This window comes from Idiomarina baltica OS145, from assembly GCF_000152885.1.
Lineage (GTDB): Bacteria > Pseudomonadota > Gammaproteobacteria > Enterobacterales > Alteromonadaceae > Idiomarina > Idiomarina baltica.
In genome coordinates this window covers 257,151-276,685 of record NZ_CH672407.1, presented here as the reverse complement: position 1 = coordinate 276,685, position 19,535 = coordinate 257,151, and the positions used below count along the sequence as shown (strand labels likewise).

The following is a 19,535-nucleotide window of genomic DNA, read 5'->3' as shown; positions in this document are numbered from 1 at the left end:
CCTTACGTATTAAGTATTTCTTAACTTAACAATGGAGTAGGTCACAGGCAAACGTTGATTCACTAACGCTTTGTTGAGCCCGTAAATTCTGGATAGGCTTCGACACCGCATTCACTGATATCACCGCCCAGATACTCCTGCTCCTCGCTCACACGAATACCCACTGTGACTTTTAACAGATACCAGATAACCAGACTAGCGACAAATGTCCAACCAAAAATCGCCGCCGCGCCGAGCAGTTGAACCGACCAAGTTGCGCTCGCATCAGTCAAAGGGACAAGCATCAAGCCATAAAAACCTACCACACCATGTACGGACAATGCGCCGACTGGATCATCAATACGAAGACGGTCGAGTGAGATAATTGATATGACGACGAGTACCCCCGCGCTTGCGCCGATAATCGCGGCGGTGTAGGGCTCCGGTGTTAAGGGTTGAGCAGTAATCGCGACTAAGCCGGCCAATACCCCGTTTACAATCATTGTCAGATCCGCTTTGCGCCAAATAAAAACAGTGATGAGCAGTGCACCTATTGCCCCAGCTGCTGCTGCGGTATTGGTGTTCACGAATACTTTTGCCACTGCATTTGCATTTTCTATGTCATGGATGGCCAACTGTGAGCCACCGTTAAAACCGAACCACCCAAACCAGAGAATTAATGTACCTAACGCCGCTAACGGCATGTTAGCGCCGGGAATAGCGGTCGGCTTGCCGTCCTTATATTTACCTCGTCGAGCGCCTAATAATAGAACACCCGCAAGCGCTGCTGATGCACCTGCCATGTGAACAATACCCGAGCCCGCAAAGTCGACAAAGCCTGCTTCAGCCAGAAATCCGCCTCCCCAGCTCCAGCTACCTTGAAAAGGATAAATAAAGGCTGACAGAACGACGGCAAAAATAAAGAATGCCAGTAATTTCATACGTTCAGCGACTGCACCAGAAACAATCGACATAGCTGTAGCGACAAACACACTTTGAAAGAAAAAGTCAGCATTGTCGGCGAAGTTGTCGGTACCACCAGCGCCATACATGAGAGTGTAGCCAATTATCAGGTAGGCGATACAGGCGAGCGCAAAAAGGACAATATTTTTAGTGAGTATCTCGGTGGTGTTTTTGCTGCGCACTAAACCCGCTTCTAGCATTGCGAAGCCGGCTGCCATCCACATGACTAATGCGCCTGACAACAAAATATATAGTGTATTTAATGCGTACTCTGTACTTGCGAGTGAAGCTGCATTCATCACGTATTCCTCCTATCTACAGGGCTTCTTGGTCGACTTCACCGGTACGAATGCGTACACAGTGTTCGAGATGCGTCACGAAAATCTTGCCATCGCCGATGTTGCCGGTGTGGGCGGCTTCAGAGATAACCTCAACAGCCCGTTCTAGTTGGTCATCACTGACAGCAAGCTCTAGACGAATTTTGGGTAGAAAATCGACACGGTATTCAGCACCACGATAGAGTTCGGTATGACCTTTTTGACGACCAAACCCTCGTACTTCCGCGATCGTCATGCCGGTACAGCCGATATCCGCGAGTGCTTGTCGCACATCGTCTAATTTGAATGGCTTTATTAAAGCGGTAATCATTTTCATAACAGATCTCCGTTAATGTAGATAAATTGTTAATACAGGATTCGTGCCAGTAATTAAATCAAATTAAAACAAAGAGTTATGAATATCTTTGGGAAGGGTGCTCGTTAAGAAAGCATGGTTATGGTGCAGTTGCACTTCGAGGGTGCAGTTAAACAAAAGCAAATTGAGTTGAACCGAAGTTACGCAACAGGGATACTTGTATCATGCAACAGCGAAGTAGAGGACTGTACAAATGTTGGTAGGTAATCGCACCAGTGATTTAGTAGGGCAGACGGATTTGTTACGAGTGCACTCACTTTCAGAGCGCAGTGGCAGTAATATTTATTTAAAGTGTGAGTTTCAAAACCCTGGCGGCTCAATTAAGGATCGTGCTGCAAAGCAGCTGATAGAAGACGCTATGGAACGTGGTGAATTGAAGCCGGGTATGACAGTGGTCGAGGGGACTGCAGGCAATACCGGTATTGGGCTGGCATTAGTTGCCAAATCATTTGGTCTTAAGATGCTTGCGGTTATGCCCAATGATCAATCGCCAGAAAAAGAGCGCATGATTGCGTTACACGGCGGCCAGCTTAAAACGGTTGATCCAGTCCCCTTTAAAAACCCTAATCATTTTTATCATACGGCACGTCGTATCGCGGAAGAGCGTGATGACTGTTGGTGGGCTAATCAGTTCGAGAATACGAGTAATGCTCGTGCCCACTATTTGCACACTGGGCCAGAAATTTGGCAGCAATTGAATGGCGATATAGATACCTTTGTTTCGGTTGCCGGTACCGGCGGCACCATCGGGGGGAATAGCCGATATTTTAAGGAACAAAACCCTGATATTGACGTGTGGCTTGCTGATCCTGATGGTTCAGGAATCTTTGAGTTTTTGCGAACCGGTGAGTATGTATCAAATGGTAGTTCAATGACAGAAGGTATTGGGATTATGCGTTTGGTGGACAACTTTAGGCAGGCGCGCATCAACCACGCTGTCAATTTGCCCGACCAAGACCTCATTAGCATTTCACGCTACGTACGTGAGCAAGATGGAATCGTCTTAGGGAGTAGCTCAGCACTTAACCTGGCTGCTGCTTATGCAGCGGCGTTGAATGGTCAACGAGGACGTAACATTGTGACGTTTGCTTGCGATCTGGGCGAGCGCTCAGCCAGTAAACTCTACAACGATGATTATCTCAAGCAAAAGGGTTTAACTATTGAACCTGAGCCGATTGAACAGTTAACCGAGCGCTATCAGCATTTAGGTGATCGTCTTATCGAGGTCAATTGGTCAGGAGATGACTCATGAAATGGATGCCAATGGTCGCTGGACTGGCGTTATCGTGGTCTTTATCGGTCTCAGCACAAGCGGATAACTCGACTGAACAGTTGACTGTCGAACCCGTCATTGTCCCCGACTTCATCGATATTGCCCATCGTGGTGCGTCAGGCTATCTACCTGAGCATTCTCAGGCAGCAACCGTTATGGCTCACGCCTTAGGCGCGGACTATATAGAGCAAGATGTGCAGTTGAGCCGCGACGGTAAGGCTGTCGTCTTGCATGATGCCCAACTTGATGCGGTAACGAATGTCGCCGAAGTTTTTCCGGAGCGGCATCGCCCCGATGGCAGTTATTATGTGGTCGACTTCACACTTAATCACTTAAAGCAGCTAAGCCTCACGTCACGCCGAAACAGTGATGGGGCTGCGCGTTATCCTCAGCGGTTTCAAAATAATCAGGTCGACTTCAAAATTCAAACTTTAGCTGAGTCACTGAATCTGATTCAGGAACTCAATCGTGTTAGAAATAAGAACACAGGTGTATACATTGAGGTAAAAGCCGCGCGTTGGTATCGCGATCAGGATTATGATCCGCTAGCAGTGGTGATGAATGTGCTAAGCAAAAACGGTTATTCGGATCAGCAACAAGCGACACCTATCTATCTTCAGTCGTTTGATCCCGAAACGCTTAGACGAGTGAAACGAGAATTTCATTGTGATTTTCCGTTGGTACAGTTGATTGCAGACAATGCTTGGGGCGAGACGCCTATTGATTACGATGCACTGAGAACTTATGCGGGCTTAGAGTCCTTAACTTCTTATGTCGATCATGTTGGTCTGTGGATAGGCCACGTACTCAAGGAAGTTAAAGACGGCCAACCTGTCTGGACTGATGTGCTCACGAATGCCGAAAAAGTCGGGCTTAAAGTGCACGTTTATACATTGCGCTCTGACCAACTGCCTCAAGGCGTTGAGTCGCTCAAGCAATTAAGAGGTTGGTTGAAAGAAGCCGGTGTACAAGGCGTATTTAGTGACTTTCCGGATCAAAAGTAAGCCGCATTTTTAAACCATCCGTACCGTCATCATAATAGTCGACCAGTATATCAACGGTCTCGAACCCCAACGATTGGTAAAGTTGGATGGCTTGCTTGTTATCCAACTTTACCTCTAATGATAATCCATGCCGACCTTGTTGACGTTGTGCTTCAATCACTTCGTTAACTAACCGCTTAGCTACCCCTCGGCCGCGAAACGCGGGCGCGACAGCAATGGAATAAATACGTGCATAGCGACTATTACGTCGAGTTAAAATGACCGCATAACCCGCCAGCTGTTCTGCACTGTCTTTGGCAAGCAAGATGGAGGCAGCAGGACTTTGCAGCAGACGTATAAAGTTGCGTCGGCTGATACGAGAGTAATCAAAAACTTCATTCTCGAGCTCGACAAGCGCAGTGATATCACTGCGCTGGCACGGATGAATCGTAATACGGCAGTTAGTGTTCATCTAACCGGCGCCCAAAATCAGCCATAATTAAACGGTACAGTTCATACCCCAACAATTTGTCTTCAACACCGGACTCGATAGACGGGTTGTCGTTGATTTCAATGATCACGGGGCCTTTTTGCGTCATTTTCACATCAACGCCGTAAAGTCCATCTCCAATCAGCTTGGTTGCTTGCAATGCGAGTTTAACCACCTCTTTGGGAGCTTGATGAACGCCATAGGTTTCAAAAGAGCCACTTTTAGCTCGGCTTGATTCACTATGGTTATAGATTTGCCAGTGATTGCGTGCCATAAAGTACTGGCATGCGTATATCGGGCGGTTATTGAGTACACCAATGCGCCAGTCGTACTCGGTTTTTAAAAACTCTTGAGCTAATAGAATAGTCGACTGCTCAAATAAGCGTTCAGCCGCCGCCTTAAACTCAGCCTCATCTTCGACCTTTTCTACGCCGATAGAAAACGAGCCATCCGGAATTTTTAATACTACCGGATAACCGAGTTGTTCGCCCAGTTCTTTATAGTCGATATCAGACTGCAACAATAGCAACTCGGTCTTAGGTGTCGCGACATGATGCTTATCAAGCAGTTCCTTTAGAAATACTTTATTGGCGCATTTCACGATCGAATCGGGGTGGTCGATGACGACCATACCGTTTGCTTCAGCTTTTTTTGCAAAGTGATACGTGTAATGGCTGATCTTAGTTGTCTCGCGAATAAACAGCGCATCAAATTCAAGCAACCGGTTGTAGTCATCCACGGTGATAAGTTCCGCTTCAATGTCACATTCTTTGGCGGCTTTAATAAATAAGTTGAGTGCTTTTTTATCGCTCGTCGGGATAGCTTCATCAGGGTTATAAAGAATTGCCAAATCATAGCGATATTCTTTTTTGGCGCGAGCTTTACGCCAAACGCGTTTATTAAATAAGTCCAATGACTCGCCAAATAAAGTTTGCTCGTCATCATTCAGGTCAGCAAGCCGCCCAGCGCTTAAGGACTGAATCAGCCAGCGATCATTTTCCTTGATGAAGTTGATATTAATAATTGGGCACGGATACCGATCAAATAGTTGTCGCGCCAAGTGCTTTAACGGCTCCACCAACGTTTGTCCGAAGCAGACGACGAGCTGCATAGTATTGCCAGTCTGCTTAGCAAGGTACTTGCTTGCTGCCTTATCGACCGGATTTGCTAACAGCTGATAATGATTAAAGTTGTTTAGATCATTGATGGTGTTAACTGATGGCAACACGCGCTGTCCACGCGCTTCTGCCAGCAAGCTGACATAGTAGCCTGTTGATAGATAACTTAGATCGTCACATAAGTTAAGAATGTGACTTTTGCCCGCAGCCGGTGTTTGCAGGTACTCATTGGCTGTTAGCAATGATTGACTCGGATAATACGGTTGCCAATCGCTTATATCATTGATAATTAATTGAACTTGTTGTTGCATGAGTGGGTATATCTCTTTAATGAAAAGCTTTTATAAAAACATAACAGCTTATTTGCTTTAGGCACGAATCAAACACTATATTAGTTAAAAATAATTCAAAAGGATGTCGCCATGCTTACGTTATTAGCGCGAATATTGAAAGCGCTAAACTCAGAAACTAGCGCCCGCTCATTGGCCATTGCGGTGGTGCTGGGCATGTTTCTAGGATTAACGCCACTGTGGCGTGTTCATAACTTAATTATCTTACTTGCAGCCTTGATTTTCCGAGTCAATTTATCACTGTTTTTGGTCTCGTTCGCTGTGTTTTCGGGGCTCGCCTATTTACTCGATCCGATGTTTCACAGTTTTGGCGAATCTATACTCAGAGCCGACAGTTGGCAAGCAATTTATGAAGCTGTTTACGCGACGGCCATTGGACGTGTTTCGCTGTTTTATCACACGATTACGATGGGAAGCTTTATTTTCAGCCTCATCGTCAGTCCCATCGTTTGGGGAACGACTTACTACATCGTGATTAATTACCGCAAACGGATTCAGGCAACGTTTAATAAGCTAAAAATCGTGCGCGTTCTCAAGGGAAGCCGGCTGTGGCAAGTATATTCGGATTTAAGAGGTTGATATGAGTAAGAGTATCATTAGATGGCCTGGGCTCGGCGCGTTTTTTGTTGTGTTAGGCACTCTGGTTTTATTGTCTTGGCTATTTTTAGACACCATTTTGAAATTTACGTTTGAACAAACTCTCGGACGCTTGAACGGTGCTGAAGTGAATGTTGCGGAGGTGTCTCACCAGTGGTCACCTGTCCGGTTGACGTTGACGGGGGTGCAAATTACTGACCCTAACCAGCCAGAATTAAACCGTGTGCAGGCTGAACGTATCAGTGGTGATGTGAGTCTGAGCGAGCTAATTCTTGGTCGTGTATTAATGGAACAGCTCGACGTAACCGGCGTGCGTTTGGCACAAAAACGTGAGTCACCCGGTGAGGTCTATGTATCTATTAATAAAGACCAGGTCAAAAGTTGGGCTTCGGATGGTTGGTCGTCAGTTAAGGCTAAACTGCCTTCGACCGATGAGATTGTCGCGCAAGTCGGTTTGCAGACTGAGGACGTGATCGCGACGGCTAAGCAAAAGGTTAAGCAACAAGAGACTGAATTTAAGCAAGCTCGCGATCAGTTGCCTAAAAAGGAAAAAATTGAACAATATAAACAGCAAATAGAACAACTGACATCGGGCAAGGTTGAAGGACTCGGTGATATTGCCGAGCGTAAAAAGCAACTCGATGAGTTGAAACAACAAATTCGACAAGATAAAGAAGCGGTTGCGCAATTTAAAGAAGAACTCGAGCAAAGCATTGATACGGTAAAGACTCAGCTTAGTGAGGTAAAGGCGGCCCCGGGTAATGATATCGATAGGATTCGATCGTTCTTCCAGCTCAATGAGACGGGTATTCAAAATGTGACAGGCTTATTGCTCGGTGAGGAAGCCAAGAAATGGAGTCATTATGTGTTACTCGCCTATGAGCAGATTGCACCGATGCTTGCACGGGCAGATGATAGTCAAACCATTGAAAAAGCTCGTGGGATGGGCGAGAACATCAGTTTTGCCGAGCAGGATGCAGCGCCCGAATTATTAATCAAAAAGGCACGCACAGAGATTCTGATTGCAGGCACAAAAGTGGATGTCAACTGGGAAAATATTACTTATCAGCATGACTTATTGGGTCAGTCTACGACTTACCAAGCCCGTGCAGATAATGCATCACTGTGGCGCTCATTTAACTTGAATGGTGAGCTAGCGCTTTTGCCAAGTGGGATTGACGCAAAACAGCAGTGGCAGTTAAAAGGTGCACAGTTGAGTAATATCGGCCTAGTTAATAACAGTGAGATAGCGGCATCACTCATTTCTTCGGTGCTAGATAGCGACGGCTCAGTGCGGGTGAAAGGAAATGAACTCGACGGTTCAGCACTGGTTAAATTGCTTGATTTAAAAGTCGATGCATCAGGAACGAGCAAAATTACTAAGGCAATTGCTAACGCCTTGGGTCAACTTAATCGTCTCGATGTGAATACTGAGGTGGGCGGCAGTATCGTGAGCCCGAATCTTTCGCTGAATTCCGATTTAGACGATCAGCTTGGACAAATGCTCTCGCAAGCGGCACTCGGCGAGGCTTCAGAAAAGCTGCAGTCGATTAAGCAAGACTTGATGGCAAAAGTGAATGAGCAAATGGGCGGTGAAGAGGCATTTCTGAATCAGCTCGGTGACTGGCAAGGACAGTCGGATAGTTTAGATAAACAACTTGAGGAGTTACTTAAGTCGAAAATTGAGGACTCGTTAAAAGATAAGTTGAAGGGCCGCCTCTTCGGCGGCTCCTAAGCGTTATTGGTTCAAAAACTGCGCTAACTTAGCGGCTTTTGATTGAATCGAGAAAAGACCATTGAGGTGGCCCCATGGCCCCTCGATGTATTCTAGCTCTGACTGTTTACCCAGATCGTTTAACATCGCATTGGCATGCTCAGCCATGTACGGCATGAGCAATAAGTCATTACTCGACGGCAAGAATAGCGACTTCGCTGTTACATTAGCTAACCCCTGTTCTAAGGTTTTTTTATGGCCTGCAATAAAAAGCTGGTTAGCCCTTACCAAATAGAGAATATGGTTGGCATCAGCTAAGGGGGCACGTGCCCGACTGCTGTCGAATAGCCACTTTGCCGCTGGTAGTTGATTGTTCACGGTTTTAAGTCCATCGGCAGGCAATGTCGGTTGCTGAGGGGCACTTTGATTGAAGATCTCGGGGTGCATAGCGCCATGCGTAATCATCGCCTGCGCCATAGTAACGCCGTCAAGAGGAGCGTCATGGTCGTAATAATCACCTCCACGCCAGTTTGGGTCTAGCTTTATAGCTTGTGACCACATTTCGAGCCCGGCAATGGTCCACGCATCCATTTTTGCGGTGCCGATGACCGAAACCATCCGGTCGACCCAGTTTGGATAGGCGGATGCCCATTCGATAGCCTGCAGTGAGCCCATGGATGCACCTACTACGGCGTGGAGTTTGTTAATTCCTTTTGACTCAAGCAATGCTTTTTGCACGTTGACGAAGTCGCGAATAGTGACCACAGGAAAATCAAGACCGTAGGGCTTGCCTGTATCAGGGTTGATACTGGCCGGTCCGGTGGTAATGACACTCGGTAGATTCGGGTAAGCGTTAACTAAAGAATCGACACTTACGACGTAGAATTTATTGGTATCGATAGCCTTCCCAGGGCCAATAATGGCATCCCAGTAGCCCGCTTGCGGATCATTAGGCGTATATTTTCCCGCCGCATGACTGTTGCCAGAAAAGAAGTGAGTAATAAGAATTACGTTATCTTTAGCCTCATTAAGCTCACCGTAAGCCTCCCACCCGACAGTGACATCCTTGATGGTTTCTCCTCCCACCGTGGTGTAGTTGTCCATTTGAAAGCTTTGTTTCTCTACGAGTAGCGGTTCTTGCGCCTGCGTGATTGAAATAAACAAACCACAGAGCGCAACGAGGCTCAGCTTGGCAGTTTTTAGTGTACTCATGATGCGTTCTCCAGTAAGAAATTTTGATACTGTGTTCTAAGGTCAGTTTTGAGGAGTTTACCCGTACCGGTGTGCGGTAACTGCTCGACGAGCAAAATAGCGTCAGGCATCCACCAACGTGCGATTTTCCCGGTCAAGAAGTCTTTGATTTCTGTTTCATCAATTGTTTTACCCGCATTAGGCACGATAAGTAGCAATGGGCGTTCATCCCACTTAGGGTGTTTAACACCAATAACACAGGCTTCATTCACTGCGGGGTGTTGGCTGGCAATATTTTCGATATCAAGCGAGCTTATCCATTCACCGCCGCTTTTAATGACATCCTTCTTGCGGTCAACGACTTTCATAAAGCCCTCTGGATCAATTACGGCAATATCGCCTGTCGCTAACCAACCGCCTGGGAAGCTTGTCAGATCATCGTTGCGAAAGTACTGACTGGCAATCCAATGGCCTCGTACCTGCAACTCGCCGCGTGTTTCACCATCATGGGGGAGAGGGTTGTTATCTAAATCGACGATACGCGCTTCAGAACCAAATACCGGACGACCCGCAGTGGTCTGAATCCGATATTGTTCTTCCTTGGTACGCGTCAATATGTCGCGAGTAGGCGGGGCTGAGTACACCAATGGTCCTGTCTCTGTCATGCCCCAAATCGGCTGCCAGTAAACGTTATAAACTTGATCGTAGGTTTTAACGAGCCCCAGCGGAGAGGCCGCGCCGCCGACACAAACACGCTTTAAGGTGGGTATCGACTGCTTTGATTCTGATAAATGATTGTGCAGAGTGAGCCAAATAGTCGGCACGCCCAAGCCAACGCTGACTTGTTCTTGCCTAATAAGTTCGCTCATTACCTCGCCTGATGTGCCGTCGCCACTGAACACTAATTTACTTCCCGCAAGGGGGGCCGCGTAAGGCGCACCCCATGCAGCGACGTGATACATGGTCACCATCGGCATTAGGACAGTGTCTTCATCAAGTGCAAGCATATCCTTCCCCATTGTTGCTTGCGCATGTAGCACCATGGCGCGATGGGAAGCGAGTACGCCTTTCGGATGCCCCGTGGTACCTGATGTATAACACAGCAGAGCTGCGCTCTGCTCATCTATATCTGGCCATTCATACGCTGGCGCATTAGAGGCAAGCAGGGTTTCATAATTATAAAGGTTATTGAGCTTAGGGTCGGGCATTTGGTCTTCATCGACCATCACAATAAACCCTTTTACATGCTTGAGTTCTGGCGCTATTTGCTCAAGTATCGCTAAGAAGGATATATCAACAAAGACCCAGGTGCTCTCGGCATGGTTTAAGATCCAAGCGATTTGTTCCTCGAATAAGCGCGGGTTGACCGTGTGCATTACCGCGCCGATACCACTGACCGCGTAGTATAACTCCATATGACGATAGGTATTCCATGCGAGGCTAGCGACGCGTTCCCCTGGCTGAATACCTAATTGGTTGAGTCCATGAGCCAATTGGCACGTGCGTTGATAACACGCTTGATAATCATAGCGATGACGGTCGCCTTCGAGACGACGTGTGACGATTTCTTGATGTGGGTAACGGGTTGCTGCGTAGCGCAAAATATCAATAATTTGTAGCGGTCGCTGCATCATATTGCCAGAAAGTTCTGTAGTTAACATCGTTTTAGCCTCTTAATTAAAACAGCATGAAGAGTGCGATAGCTAAGCTGAGTCCGATCAGCGGTACGGCGACGGTGACAGCCGCCACTGCCGGGTATGCATCTTTGTGACTCTGCTTACAGATAGCGCGAATAGTTGTGACCACATAACCGTTGTGTGGCAATGAGTCGAGTGCGCCTGATGATATTGAAACAATACGGTGTAGCTGTTCTGGGTTAACGCCTGCATCCATGTAGTGGGGACCGACTTCGGGTAGGGCAATGGCTTGTCCACCCGAGGCAGAACCTGTTAAGCCTGCGATCACACTGACAGCAACGGCAGCACCGACCAGTTCGTTACCCGGTAAATTAGTCATGGCATTAACGGCGGTATCAAATGCGGGCGTGATTTTGGCGATACTACCAAACCCAACCACAGCTGCTGTATTGCCGATAGCGACAAGCGCCCCCGTTGTCGCGTCTGAAATCGCCAACTGAGGCTTGTGGAAGTAGTTGTAGTTGATAATCGCAATAGCAATTACGCCACCGAGTAGCGCGACAATAAGCGCGTTTTGAGCGAGTTGCTCGTGAAATGAAAACGAGAGTCCCAATACGACCAGTAGCGGGATTAAACTTGCCAAAGGATTGGGTAAATCGCGCTTAAGTAATACCGGATCGTGCTCTTGTGCTTCAAAATGTTCGCCACGCGCGACGGCGCGATTGATAATCTTGGTTAGCCACCAATAACCGAATACCGCCATAAAAACAGCGACGATTAAACTGACTTCCCAAGCCGCGTAAGGTGAGGTACCTAAATATTTAATCGGAATCCAGTTTTGAATTTCGGGTGAACCCGCCGAGGTCATGGTGAAGGTAACTGAACCAAACGAAAGTGCAGCAGGAATAAAGCGACGTGGCAAGTTAGCGTCTTTAAATAGACTGAGTGCCATAGGGTAGACTGAGAAAGCGACCACGAATACGCTCACACCACCGTAAGTCAAAATAGCGCAAGCTAATACGACGGCTAATACGGCTTGTTTTTTACCTAGTCGGTCGATAATCCATTTAGCCACACTGTCTGCCGCGCCGGTATCTTCCATGAATTTACCGAACATGGAGCCGAGTAGGAACATAAAGAACCAGGCTGCGACAAAACCAGCGAATCCATCCATATAGGCGGCGACAAAATTGACATCGCCAGTGAATAACGGGATACCGCTGCACAAAGCGACGACAACCGCACACAGCGGCGCACTGATAAAGAGGTTCATTCCTCTTAATGTGAGTACAATGAGCAGCAGTAAACCGCCCACTAATCCAATCATACTTAACATGAAATACCTCGCAACGAGTTAATAACGGGCCATGTTCTGGTCGTTGCATGGCTCTATTGTGCGTGAACGCATGGAGTTAACCCATAGTACTATGGTACAGATCACTTTTTTAACATTTTGCGCTAGGTTATTTAACAGCCATGATTCTGGTGCGTGATGCACGGCCAATAATTGCAATAACAATGACAATAAATGTCAGGGGAAACACCATGAACAACAAAGGATTTAAACTTTCGCTGTTAACACTAGCGATGACAGGTGCGCTCAGCAGCGCATCGGTGTGGGCGCAGGACAACGCCAAACAAGAGGAACAACAAGCATCCGATAAACTTGAGCGTATTGAAGTCACTGCTCGTCGGACTAACGAAAGTTTGCAAGAAGTGCCCGTCGCTGTCAGCGCATTTGGTGAGCAAGAACTCGAGCGAGACGGCATCGAAGATATCACTGAATTACAGTACAAGATGCCCAATACGACCTTTCAGGTCAGTCGCGGAACCAACTCAACGCTGACAGCTTATATCCGTGGGATTGGACAACAAGACCCATTGTGGGGCTTTGAACCCGGCGTCGGTATCTACATTGATGACGTCTATGTTGCTCGTCCGCAAGGTGCTGTACTCGAAGTGCTTGATGTGCAGCGTGTTGAGGTATTACGCGGTCCTCAGGGAACCTTGTATGGTAAAAACACCATTGGCGGGGCAATGAAATACGTGACGCGTGACTTAACCGGTTACGATGAGTTTGAGATAAAAGGGACGATAGGCACCTATAATCAGACGGATTTGAAAGTATCTGGCCAGACAGCGCTTAGCAATAACTTTTACGTGGGCGGCGCGTTTGCTACGCTCAATCGCGATGGTTATGGCGAATTTGTAAATCTTGGCGCTGATAACTACAACAAAGAGCTAATGACTGGACGTTTTAATGCGCGTTGGCTTGCCGCGAAAAACGTTGACGTAAAGTTTGCCGCTGATTGGACTCAAGATGACTCAAACGCGCGCGGGGGTCATCGTTTGATGCCTTCTTTACTGAGCGATGAACCCTATCTTGATGATGTCTTTGATTCATATACTGCAATGCCCATTGATAATTCGGTTGAAACCGAAGGGTACTCGCTGACTGTCGATTGGGATGTCAACGCGCAGTGGGGATTTAAATCAATCACTGCTTATCGTGAAGGAAGCACTGACACTAATATCGACTTTGACTCAACGGTTAACCCCGTATTATTGGTCCCAGCTTATTACGATGATGACCAAACCACTCAAGAGTTTCAGTTAACTTATTCTGACGGTCGTCTAGATTTCATTGGTGGGCTATATCTATATGACGGCACGGCCTGTGGTGTGTTTGGTACCGTGCTGGGTCTACTGGATTTGACAATCGATAACGGTGGCTGTGTCGATACCACCAGCGAAGCGGTGTTTGGACAAGCGAGCTATCAGCTGGATGAGCAATGGTCTGTTACCGTGGGCGGTCGCTATACGCGAGACGAAAAGGATGCTGACGTATATCGCTACACTTATGCCGGCGTTAAGTTCTTAGATAGAGGCGACTACTCGGCTGATCCTATTGTGGTTAACTCTGACTTCAATACTAAAGAAGACTGGAGTAAGTTCTCTCCGCACGCCAGCGTGAGCTACCAAATGACGCCTGAGTTAATGTGGTATGCGAGCTACAGTAATGGCTTTAAGTCGGGTGGTGTTGATATGCGTGCCGACGTGAGTCTCAACCCAGATGCGGCGAACCCTTACGATCCTGAAATTGTGGACACTTTTGAAGTAGGTGTTAAGAGTGAATGGTTGGACAGCCGGTTACGCTTAAACGGTGCGGTGTTCTATTCAGACTATCAGGACATGCAAGTAACCGTTCAACGCGCTGTTGAAACAGGGGGCGTGGCGTCACAAGTGCTGAACGCGGCTGACTCAACTGTTCAAGGATTTGAGCTAGAAGGTACATTTGCAGCCACTGAGACCTTAAACTTTACCGGTTCACTTGGCTATATTGATGCAGAGTTCGATGAAGTGGCATTTTTTAATCCACAGACTCAGCAAGTCGAGGACGTATCAAACACGTGGTCGTTTGCCAATACACCTAAGTTAACTGCGAACCTTGGGTTCACCAAAGAGTTTATTCTCGATAGTGGCTCATTAATTTGGTCGACGTCGGTGTCATATCGCGACGATACACAGATTTTTGAAGTGCCATCACCGTTGGATGAAGAAGCCTATAGCTTGGCAAACACAAGTCTAGTCTGGTATTCAACCAGTGGACAATGGAATGTCGGATTACATGCTAAAAATGTGTTCGATAAAGAGTATCGTCTAGCAGGCTATAATTTCGGTTCCACGTTTGGTGAGAACATTGTTACGGGTTACTACGGCGATCCGCGTACCGTGTCACTCTCGGTTGGTTACCGTTTTTAATATTTGATAAAGCAACCGTGCCAGCGTGAGCAATGCTCGCGCTGGCATATTTCCTTAAAACTGGTTAGCATGGTGGCATCAACAAATGCTTAACACGGTATTTAGGTCCATGGCACGCGCCATCATTGCAGATGATCACCCGATCTTTCGCGCCGCAATTAAACAAGCGCTTGGCGAAACGCTTGAATCCGAAGTTCTCGAGGCTTCTAGCTTCACTCAGTTAGAGTCATTACTCAAACAAAACCCGCAATTAGAATTGGTGTTCTTGGATTTGTCGATGCCCGGCAATGAAGGGCTGACAAGTTTAACGTTATTACGAAGCCAATTTCCCGATGTCTTAGTTGTTATTGTCTCTGCGAATGAAAACGCCCATATTATAAGACAGGCAATGGCATTGGGGGCGAGTGCTTATATTCCTAAATCGGTGCCCTTACCCGAGTGGGCGGCCGCGGTGGAAACGGTATTAGCAGGAGATAATTGGCTACCCGAAGGACTCGTTGACTTGACCGAGACGGACCAAGAGGTGGTGAACTTTGCACGCAGTCTCGAAAGCTTAACGCCGCAACAGCTAAAAGTGCTTAAAGCGATTGCAGATGGTCGCTTGAACAAGCAAATTGCGTTTGATTTAGGTGTACAGGAAACCACTATCAAGCAACATGTTTCAGCGATTTTAAGAAAACTCCATTGCGTAAACCGTACTCAAGCAGGGATTCTTTTCCGGCAGATGTTATCCGCCTCGGATACGCTTGAGTAAGCGTTTTAGTGCGCCGACTTTAAGTGGCTTTGGAATAAAGTATGCTTCAACGGCCATCGCGGCCTGACGCACCGATTCGGTTGGATCAGCTGAGTTGATGATAGCAGGCGTATCGCTTCGCCAGTGTGTCCGCAACTGTTGTATGGCATTGACCCCTGTTTGACCATGGTTTAAATGGTAATCAGCGAAAATTAAATCACAGGGTGCGAGAGAATGAATATCGCTGATATCCTCGGCAGTAACCACCTGAGCACCCCATCCTTTTAAAAGAGCGCTGGTTGCAAAGAGCACTTGCGGGTCATTATCGATGACTAAAACGCGGAATTCGTTCAGTAATAGCTCCTGGGTATCAACCTCATCTCCGAGGTTAAGAGTTGAGGGCGCGTTTGCAACTGGGAGTGCGGTAAAAGTAACTCCAAAGCCTGTACCTTTGCCAACCACAGAGCGTAATGTGAGAGGTAAGTTCATGAGGCGACAAATGCGTTCAACGATCGATAAGCCAAGTCCTAGCCCGGGGTTGTCTGTCTCACTTTGTAGTTGATGAAACTCTTGAAAAATTTCTCGTTGTTTATGTTCTGGTATACCAGGACCTGTATCAATAATCCAAACGGTGATTTGTTCACCTCTACGCTTGCAGCCCACGCTAACCCGCCCACTGTGTGTATAACGAAGCGCATTGGATAACAAGTTCTGAAACACTCGTGTCAGTAATCGGCGATCGCTGCGAATTCTCACCCGACTGTCGAGATAGTGAAACGCTAAGTGCTTCTCTTGCGCCATAAACCGATAGCGCTCTACTAACGGACTCAAGACCGAGTTGAGTTCAAACGTTTGATATTCGGGTGTAAGGTGTCCACTATCGAGTTTTGTCATGTCGAGCAGCATCGTAAGTAGCTCCTCTGCTTGCTCTAACGACTGTTTTAGATGGTTGGTAATTGGACGTTGCGCGTCGGTTGATTTAGTCACGAGTATATCGGTAAACAAACTGGCGGCATTGAACGGTTGCATCAGGTCGTGGCTTACTGCGGCAAAGAATCGCGATTTACTCCGATGCGCATATTCTTCTGCCTGCTTCGCAAGTAATAACTGCTCAGTACGCTCTGCGACGCGCTGTTCAAGCTCTTCATTAATCTGTCGTAATTGATCTTGAGCAACCACCTTTTCAGTAATGTCGCTGTAGGTGGTTACAAAGCCGCCACCTGGCATTGGGTTGCCATGCAGTTCAATGATTCGCTCACCTTGCTGGCGCTGGTATGAATAAGCACTGCCTGAGCGTAAATAATCAAGCCGTTTTTGAATTTCTCTTTCGACATCACTCTCCTGAGAACTCAGCATACCGCGTTGGGCGTTAAAGCGCAGAAGTTTCTCGACGGGAATACCGGTTTCTAATATCCCATCTGGATAAGCAAAAATCTCTGCATAGCGCTGATTCCATGCGACTAAGCGAAGCTTTTGATCGATGACACTGATGCCTTGAGGAATATTTTCCACGGATGCTTGTAATAACTCCCGATTGAATCGATAGAGTTTTGATGCTTCGGCGGCCCAGTCGACCATCCGATCAACAGATAGCGAACCCTGTTCAGATACAGACTCCAGTAATAATCGGCTTGCAGAGGTACCGATAACGGCTGACAGTTCGCGTTCGACTCGCACCATGACATCCGCAGGCACGATTGCGTGGTTATCCTGTGAGAAGAGATCGATATCGAGTCGACGTTGGATAATGCGTAATTGCGCGTCTGTATAAAAAGTAGATAGAACGGTATAAAGTTTAGCCCAAGTTAGACGACTCGACTCGATGGAATCTCTGATCGCGGGGACGGCGGTTTGAGGCATTTGTGGCCGAAGCATAGAAATAAGCCAGAACACAGAGAAGTTTAACGTTAAACTCAAGACCACGCCATCGGCAAGCTCGGTGTCGAGCATGGGTTGCGTGGTGTTTAACGCCGGTAGCAACAACTGCCAAATCCAAATGCTCCATCCCATGAGTATCCCAGCACCCACGCCCAAACCGCTGGCTCTTGGCCACAGTACCGTTGCAAGAATACCGGGCGCCAATTGGGCAAGTAGCGCTAATGCAATCAACCCCGAGTTAACCAGCGGCAATGAATCTAAAGTGAGCTGATAATAGCCATAAGCTAACAACATGACCAAAATAATGGTAACGCGTCGGATGTTGAGTACTAAGCGGGGCGACAGTTTTCGCCGCGGATGCTTAAATAAATGCAGCCAACTTGGAATGACGACATCATTTGACATCATGATGCTAAGCGCTAATAGCGCAATGAGTACCATGCTTGTTGACGCTGACAAACCGCCAATAAACGCGACAATACTGATATCCGGGCGATCGGCGATAATGGGAAGCGCTAACATAAACATATCGGTATGTGCGTATTCAGGGGCTAGGACTAAGCCGGCGAGTGCGATGGGTAAAATAAAAAAGTTGATAGCAAATAAGTAAAGGGGAAAGGCCCACCGAGCCGCTTTTAGTTCATCAGGGTGGTTGCACTCAATATAGCCGACGTGGAATTGACGTGGGAGGCAAAACATCGATAACGCCCCCAGACACGCGTGCACAATGAAAATATAGACGCCATCTGGGCGCCCTTCTAAAATGGAAGTGACGGAAGGTATTGCCAAACTTTGCTGAGCAAGATCGAGCATGCCATCAAATAGTGACCAACAAGCAAAAACGCCGACTATCATAAAAGCAACCAACTTTACGATAGATTCAAAGGCGACAACGTCCATCAAGCCATTATGTTGCTCGGCTAAAGACAGCCGACGCGTACCAAATAAAAATGCAAAGCTCACCATGGCAAGTGTGACCAACAAGGCTAAGTCAAAAAACGTATTTGAACCTGTTGCGACTCCTGTAAGGGTAGTTACACTCGCTGTTACAGCCCGCAGTTGTAGTGAGATATAGGGTACAACGGCGACAAGCGCAGTGATTGCAATAAACCCCGAGAGTATTGAGGAGCGCCCAAAGTGACTTCCGACTAAGTCAGCAATTGACGTAATATTTTGCTGCTTGCAATAGCTGAGTAAACGCAACTGAAGACGGTGAAAAATCAGGAAAACTAAAATAGCTCCGACGTAGGTCGGGGCAAACGACCAACCATAAATAGCAGACTGCGTGACGGTGCCAAAAAACGCCCAAGAAGTGCAGTGAACGCCTTGAGCTAGCGCATAACGATAAGGTTTTACGCGCTTTCTACTGAGGTTATCACCGCGATAGGCGATAAAGAACAATAAGCACAAATAAGCGACGGCAACGGTGATGATCCAACCGATAGATAACATGGCTAGTGGTGCTCATACTCTTTAAATACGGGGAGCGACCACTGGTATTTGATAGCCCCGAGTCGGACGACTAAGGTTACCAGCATACTCGCCACTAATGCGGTTACAGGGAAGTAGGGAACAAGCACTGTATAAATTGTAGCGCCTATGATGCATGTCGTTGCATAGAGTTCACTTTTTAATACCATGGGAACATCACGAGCGAGCACATCTCGTAACATGCCGCCAAAGCACGCTGATACGGTTCCCATAATAACAGCGATAAAGGGCGTAAAGCCGGCTGCGAGGGTCTTCTGTGCGCCCATGGTCGCGAAAAATGCTAAACCAAAAGCATCGGCCACTAATAATGTATTGATAGGAATATAAGACTTAAATCTTAGCCAAATGATAGTAAGCAAGGCGGCCGCGATAATGACGTAAATGTAAGTTGGGTCGTGTGTCCAAAACACCGGAAGGCCTAAAATCAGGTCGCGCGTTGTGCCCCCACCAATGGCGGTTGCGGAGGCGAGAATGATAACGCCAAAGCCGTCCATTTTTTTACGGAACGCAAGTAATGTACCTGCTACCGCAAATACCGCGACACCTGTTAAGTCGGTAAGGTAAAATAAGAGATCAATTGAGGACATTTTAGTCTTGGCGCTTTCGCAGATAAAATAAAGCCAACAGTGCCATAGATGGGACGAGAAATGTAGCAGTTTTTAGGTCACCACAGTATTATATTG

At 47.2% G+C, this 19,535-nt stretch carries 15 protein-coding genes; 6 read left to right on the top strand and 9 right to left on the bottom strand.

Translation table 11 applies throughout. The features are described from left to right. Window positions 1-62: 62 nt before the first annotated feature. Both OS145_RS10375 and OS145_RS10370 read right to left on the bottom strand, forming a co-directional pair. Window positions 63-1,241, bottom strand: coding sequence for an ammonium transporter family protein (locus tag OS145_RS10375; RefSeq protein WP_006956392.1), 1,179 nt, complete (start codon window positions 1,239-1,241; stop codon window positions 63-65). A 16-nt stretch (window positions 1,242-1,257) separates the two neighbouring features. Beyond that, on the bottom strand, window positions 1,258-1,596 hold the full coding sequence (locus OS145_RS10370; protein ID WP_006956391.1) for a P-II family nitrogen regulator: 339 nt from the start codon (window positions 1,594-1,596) through the stop codon (window positions 1,258-1,260). A 232-nt stretch (window positions 1,597-1,828) separates the two neighbouring features. Between OS145_RS10370 and OS145_RS10365 the strand changes: the two genes are divergently transcribed. Then, window positions 1,829-2,887: a cysteine synthase A gene (locus tag OS145_RS10365; protein WP_006956390.1), complete on the top strand. Its 1,059-nt coding sequence runs from the start codon at window positions 1,829-1,831 to the stop codon at window positions 2,885-2,887. Further along, entirely contained in the window at window positions 2,884-3,912 is a 1,029-nt protein-coding gene (glpQ, locus tag OS145_RS10360; protein ID WP_006956389.1) for a glycerophosphodiester phosphodiesterase, read from the top strand. Before OS145_RS10365 ends, glpQ begins: the two co-directional genes overlap by 4 nt. On the opposite strand, the gene OS145_RS10355 is transcribed toward glpQ, so the two are convergent. Then, on the bottom strand, window positions 3,887-4,363 hold the full coding sequence (locus OS145_RS10355; protein ID WP_006956388.1) for a GNAT family N-acetyltransferase: 477 nt from the start codon (window positions 4,361-4,363) through the stop codon (window positions 3,887-3,889). The genes glpQ and OS145_RS10355 overlap by 26 nt on opposite strands. Further along, the gene (locus tag OS145_RS10350) at window positions 4,353-5,810 is read right to left on the bottom strand and encodes a RimK family ATP-grasp domain-containing protein (RefSeq protein ID WP_006956387.1); all 1,458 of its coding nucleotides are present in this window, start codon (window positions 5,808-5,810) and stop codon (window positions 4,353-4,355) included. Before OS145_RS10350 ends, OS145_RS10355 begins: the two co-directional genes overlap by 11 nt. A 111-nt stretch (window positions 5,811-5,921) precedes the next feature. Here OS145_RS10350 and OS145_RS10345 point away from each other — a divergent pair, with 111 nt between their 5' ends. Together OS145_RS10345 and OS145_RS10340 are read left to right on the top strand one after the other, a co-directional pair. Then, complete coding sequence (locus tag OS145_RS10345; protein WP_006956386.1) at window positions 5,922-6,428, top strand: TIGR03546 family protein; 507 nt, start codon at window positions 5,922-5,924, stop codon at window positions 6,426-6,428. Window position 6,429: 1 nt separating this feature from the next. Next, window positions 6,430-8,181, top strand: a complete 1,752-nt coding sequence (locus OS145_RS10340; RefSeq protein ID WP_006956385.1) for a TIGR03545 family protein — start codon at window positions 6,430-6,432, stop codon at window positions 8,179-8,181. Window positions 8,182-8,184: 3 nt separating this feature from the next. Here the strand turns inward: OS145_RS10340 and OS145_RS10335 are convergent, their stop codons facing one another. The 3 genes from OS145_RS10335 to OS145_RS10325 are packed head-to-tail and all read right to left on the bottom strand — an operon-like array spanning window position 8,185 to window position 12,324. Continuing rightward, entirely contained in the window at window positions 8,185-9,372 is a 1,188-nt protein-coding gene (locus tag OS145_RS10335) for an E22 family MetX-like putative esterase (RefSeq protein ID WP_006956384.1), read from the bottom strand. Continuing rightward, window positions 9,369-11,012: a long-chain fatty acid--CoA ligase gene (locus tag OS145_RS10330; RefSeq protein WP_006956382.1), complete on the bottom strand. Its 1,644-nt coding sequence runs from the start codon at window positions 11,010-11,012 to the stop codon at window positions 9,369-9,371. The genes OS145_RS10335 and OS145_RS10330 overlap by 4 nt, the downstream gene beginning before the upstream one ends. A gap of 16 nt (window positions 11,013-11,028) precedes the next feature. After that, complete coding sequence (locus OS145_RS10325; RefSeq protein ID WP_006956381.1) at window positions 11,029-12,324, bottom strand: GntP family permease; 1,296 nt, start codon at window positions 12,322-12,324, stop codon at window positions 11,029-11,031. A 209-nt stretch (window positions 12,325-12,533) separates the two neighbouring features. Here OS145_RS10325 and OS145_RS10320 point away from each other — a divergent pair, with 209 nt between their 5' ends. Next, window positions 12,534-14,750, top strand: coding sequence for a TonB-dependent receptor (locus OS145_RS10320; protein ID WP_006956379.1), 2,217 nt, complete (start codon window positions 12,534-12,536; stop codon window positions 14,748-14,750). A 109-nt stretch (window positions 14,751-14,859) separates the two neighbouring features. Continuing rightward, window positions 14,860-15,504 (top strand): response regulator, encoded by a 645-nt coding sequence (locus tag OS145_RS10315; protein WP_006956378.1) that lies wholly within the window; start codon window positions 14,860-14,862, stop codon window positions 15,502-15,504. Here the strand turns inward: OS145_RS10315 and OS145_RS10310 are convergent. Continuing rightward, window positions 15,478-18,813: a PAS domain-containing hybrid sensor histidine kinase/response regulator gene (locus OS145_RS10310; RefSeq protein WP_006956376.1), complete on the bottom strand. Its 3,336-nt coding sequence runs from the start codon at window positions 18,811-18,813 to the stop codon at window positions 15,478-15,480. The two genes, OS145_RS10315 and OS145_RS10310, sit on opposite strands and share 27 nt — an antisense overlap. A gap of 2 nt (window positions 18,814-18,815) precedes the next feature. Then, window positions 18,816-19,439, bottom strand: a complete 624-nt coding sequence (locus OS145_RS10305) for a trimeric intracellular cation channel family protein (RefSeq protein ID WP_006956375.1) — start codon at window positions 19,437-19,439, stop codon at window positions 18,816-18,818. Window positions 19,440-19,535: the final 96 nt, after the last annotated feature.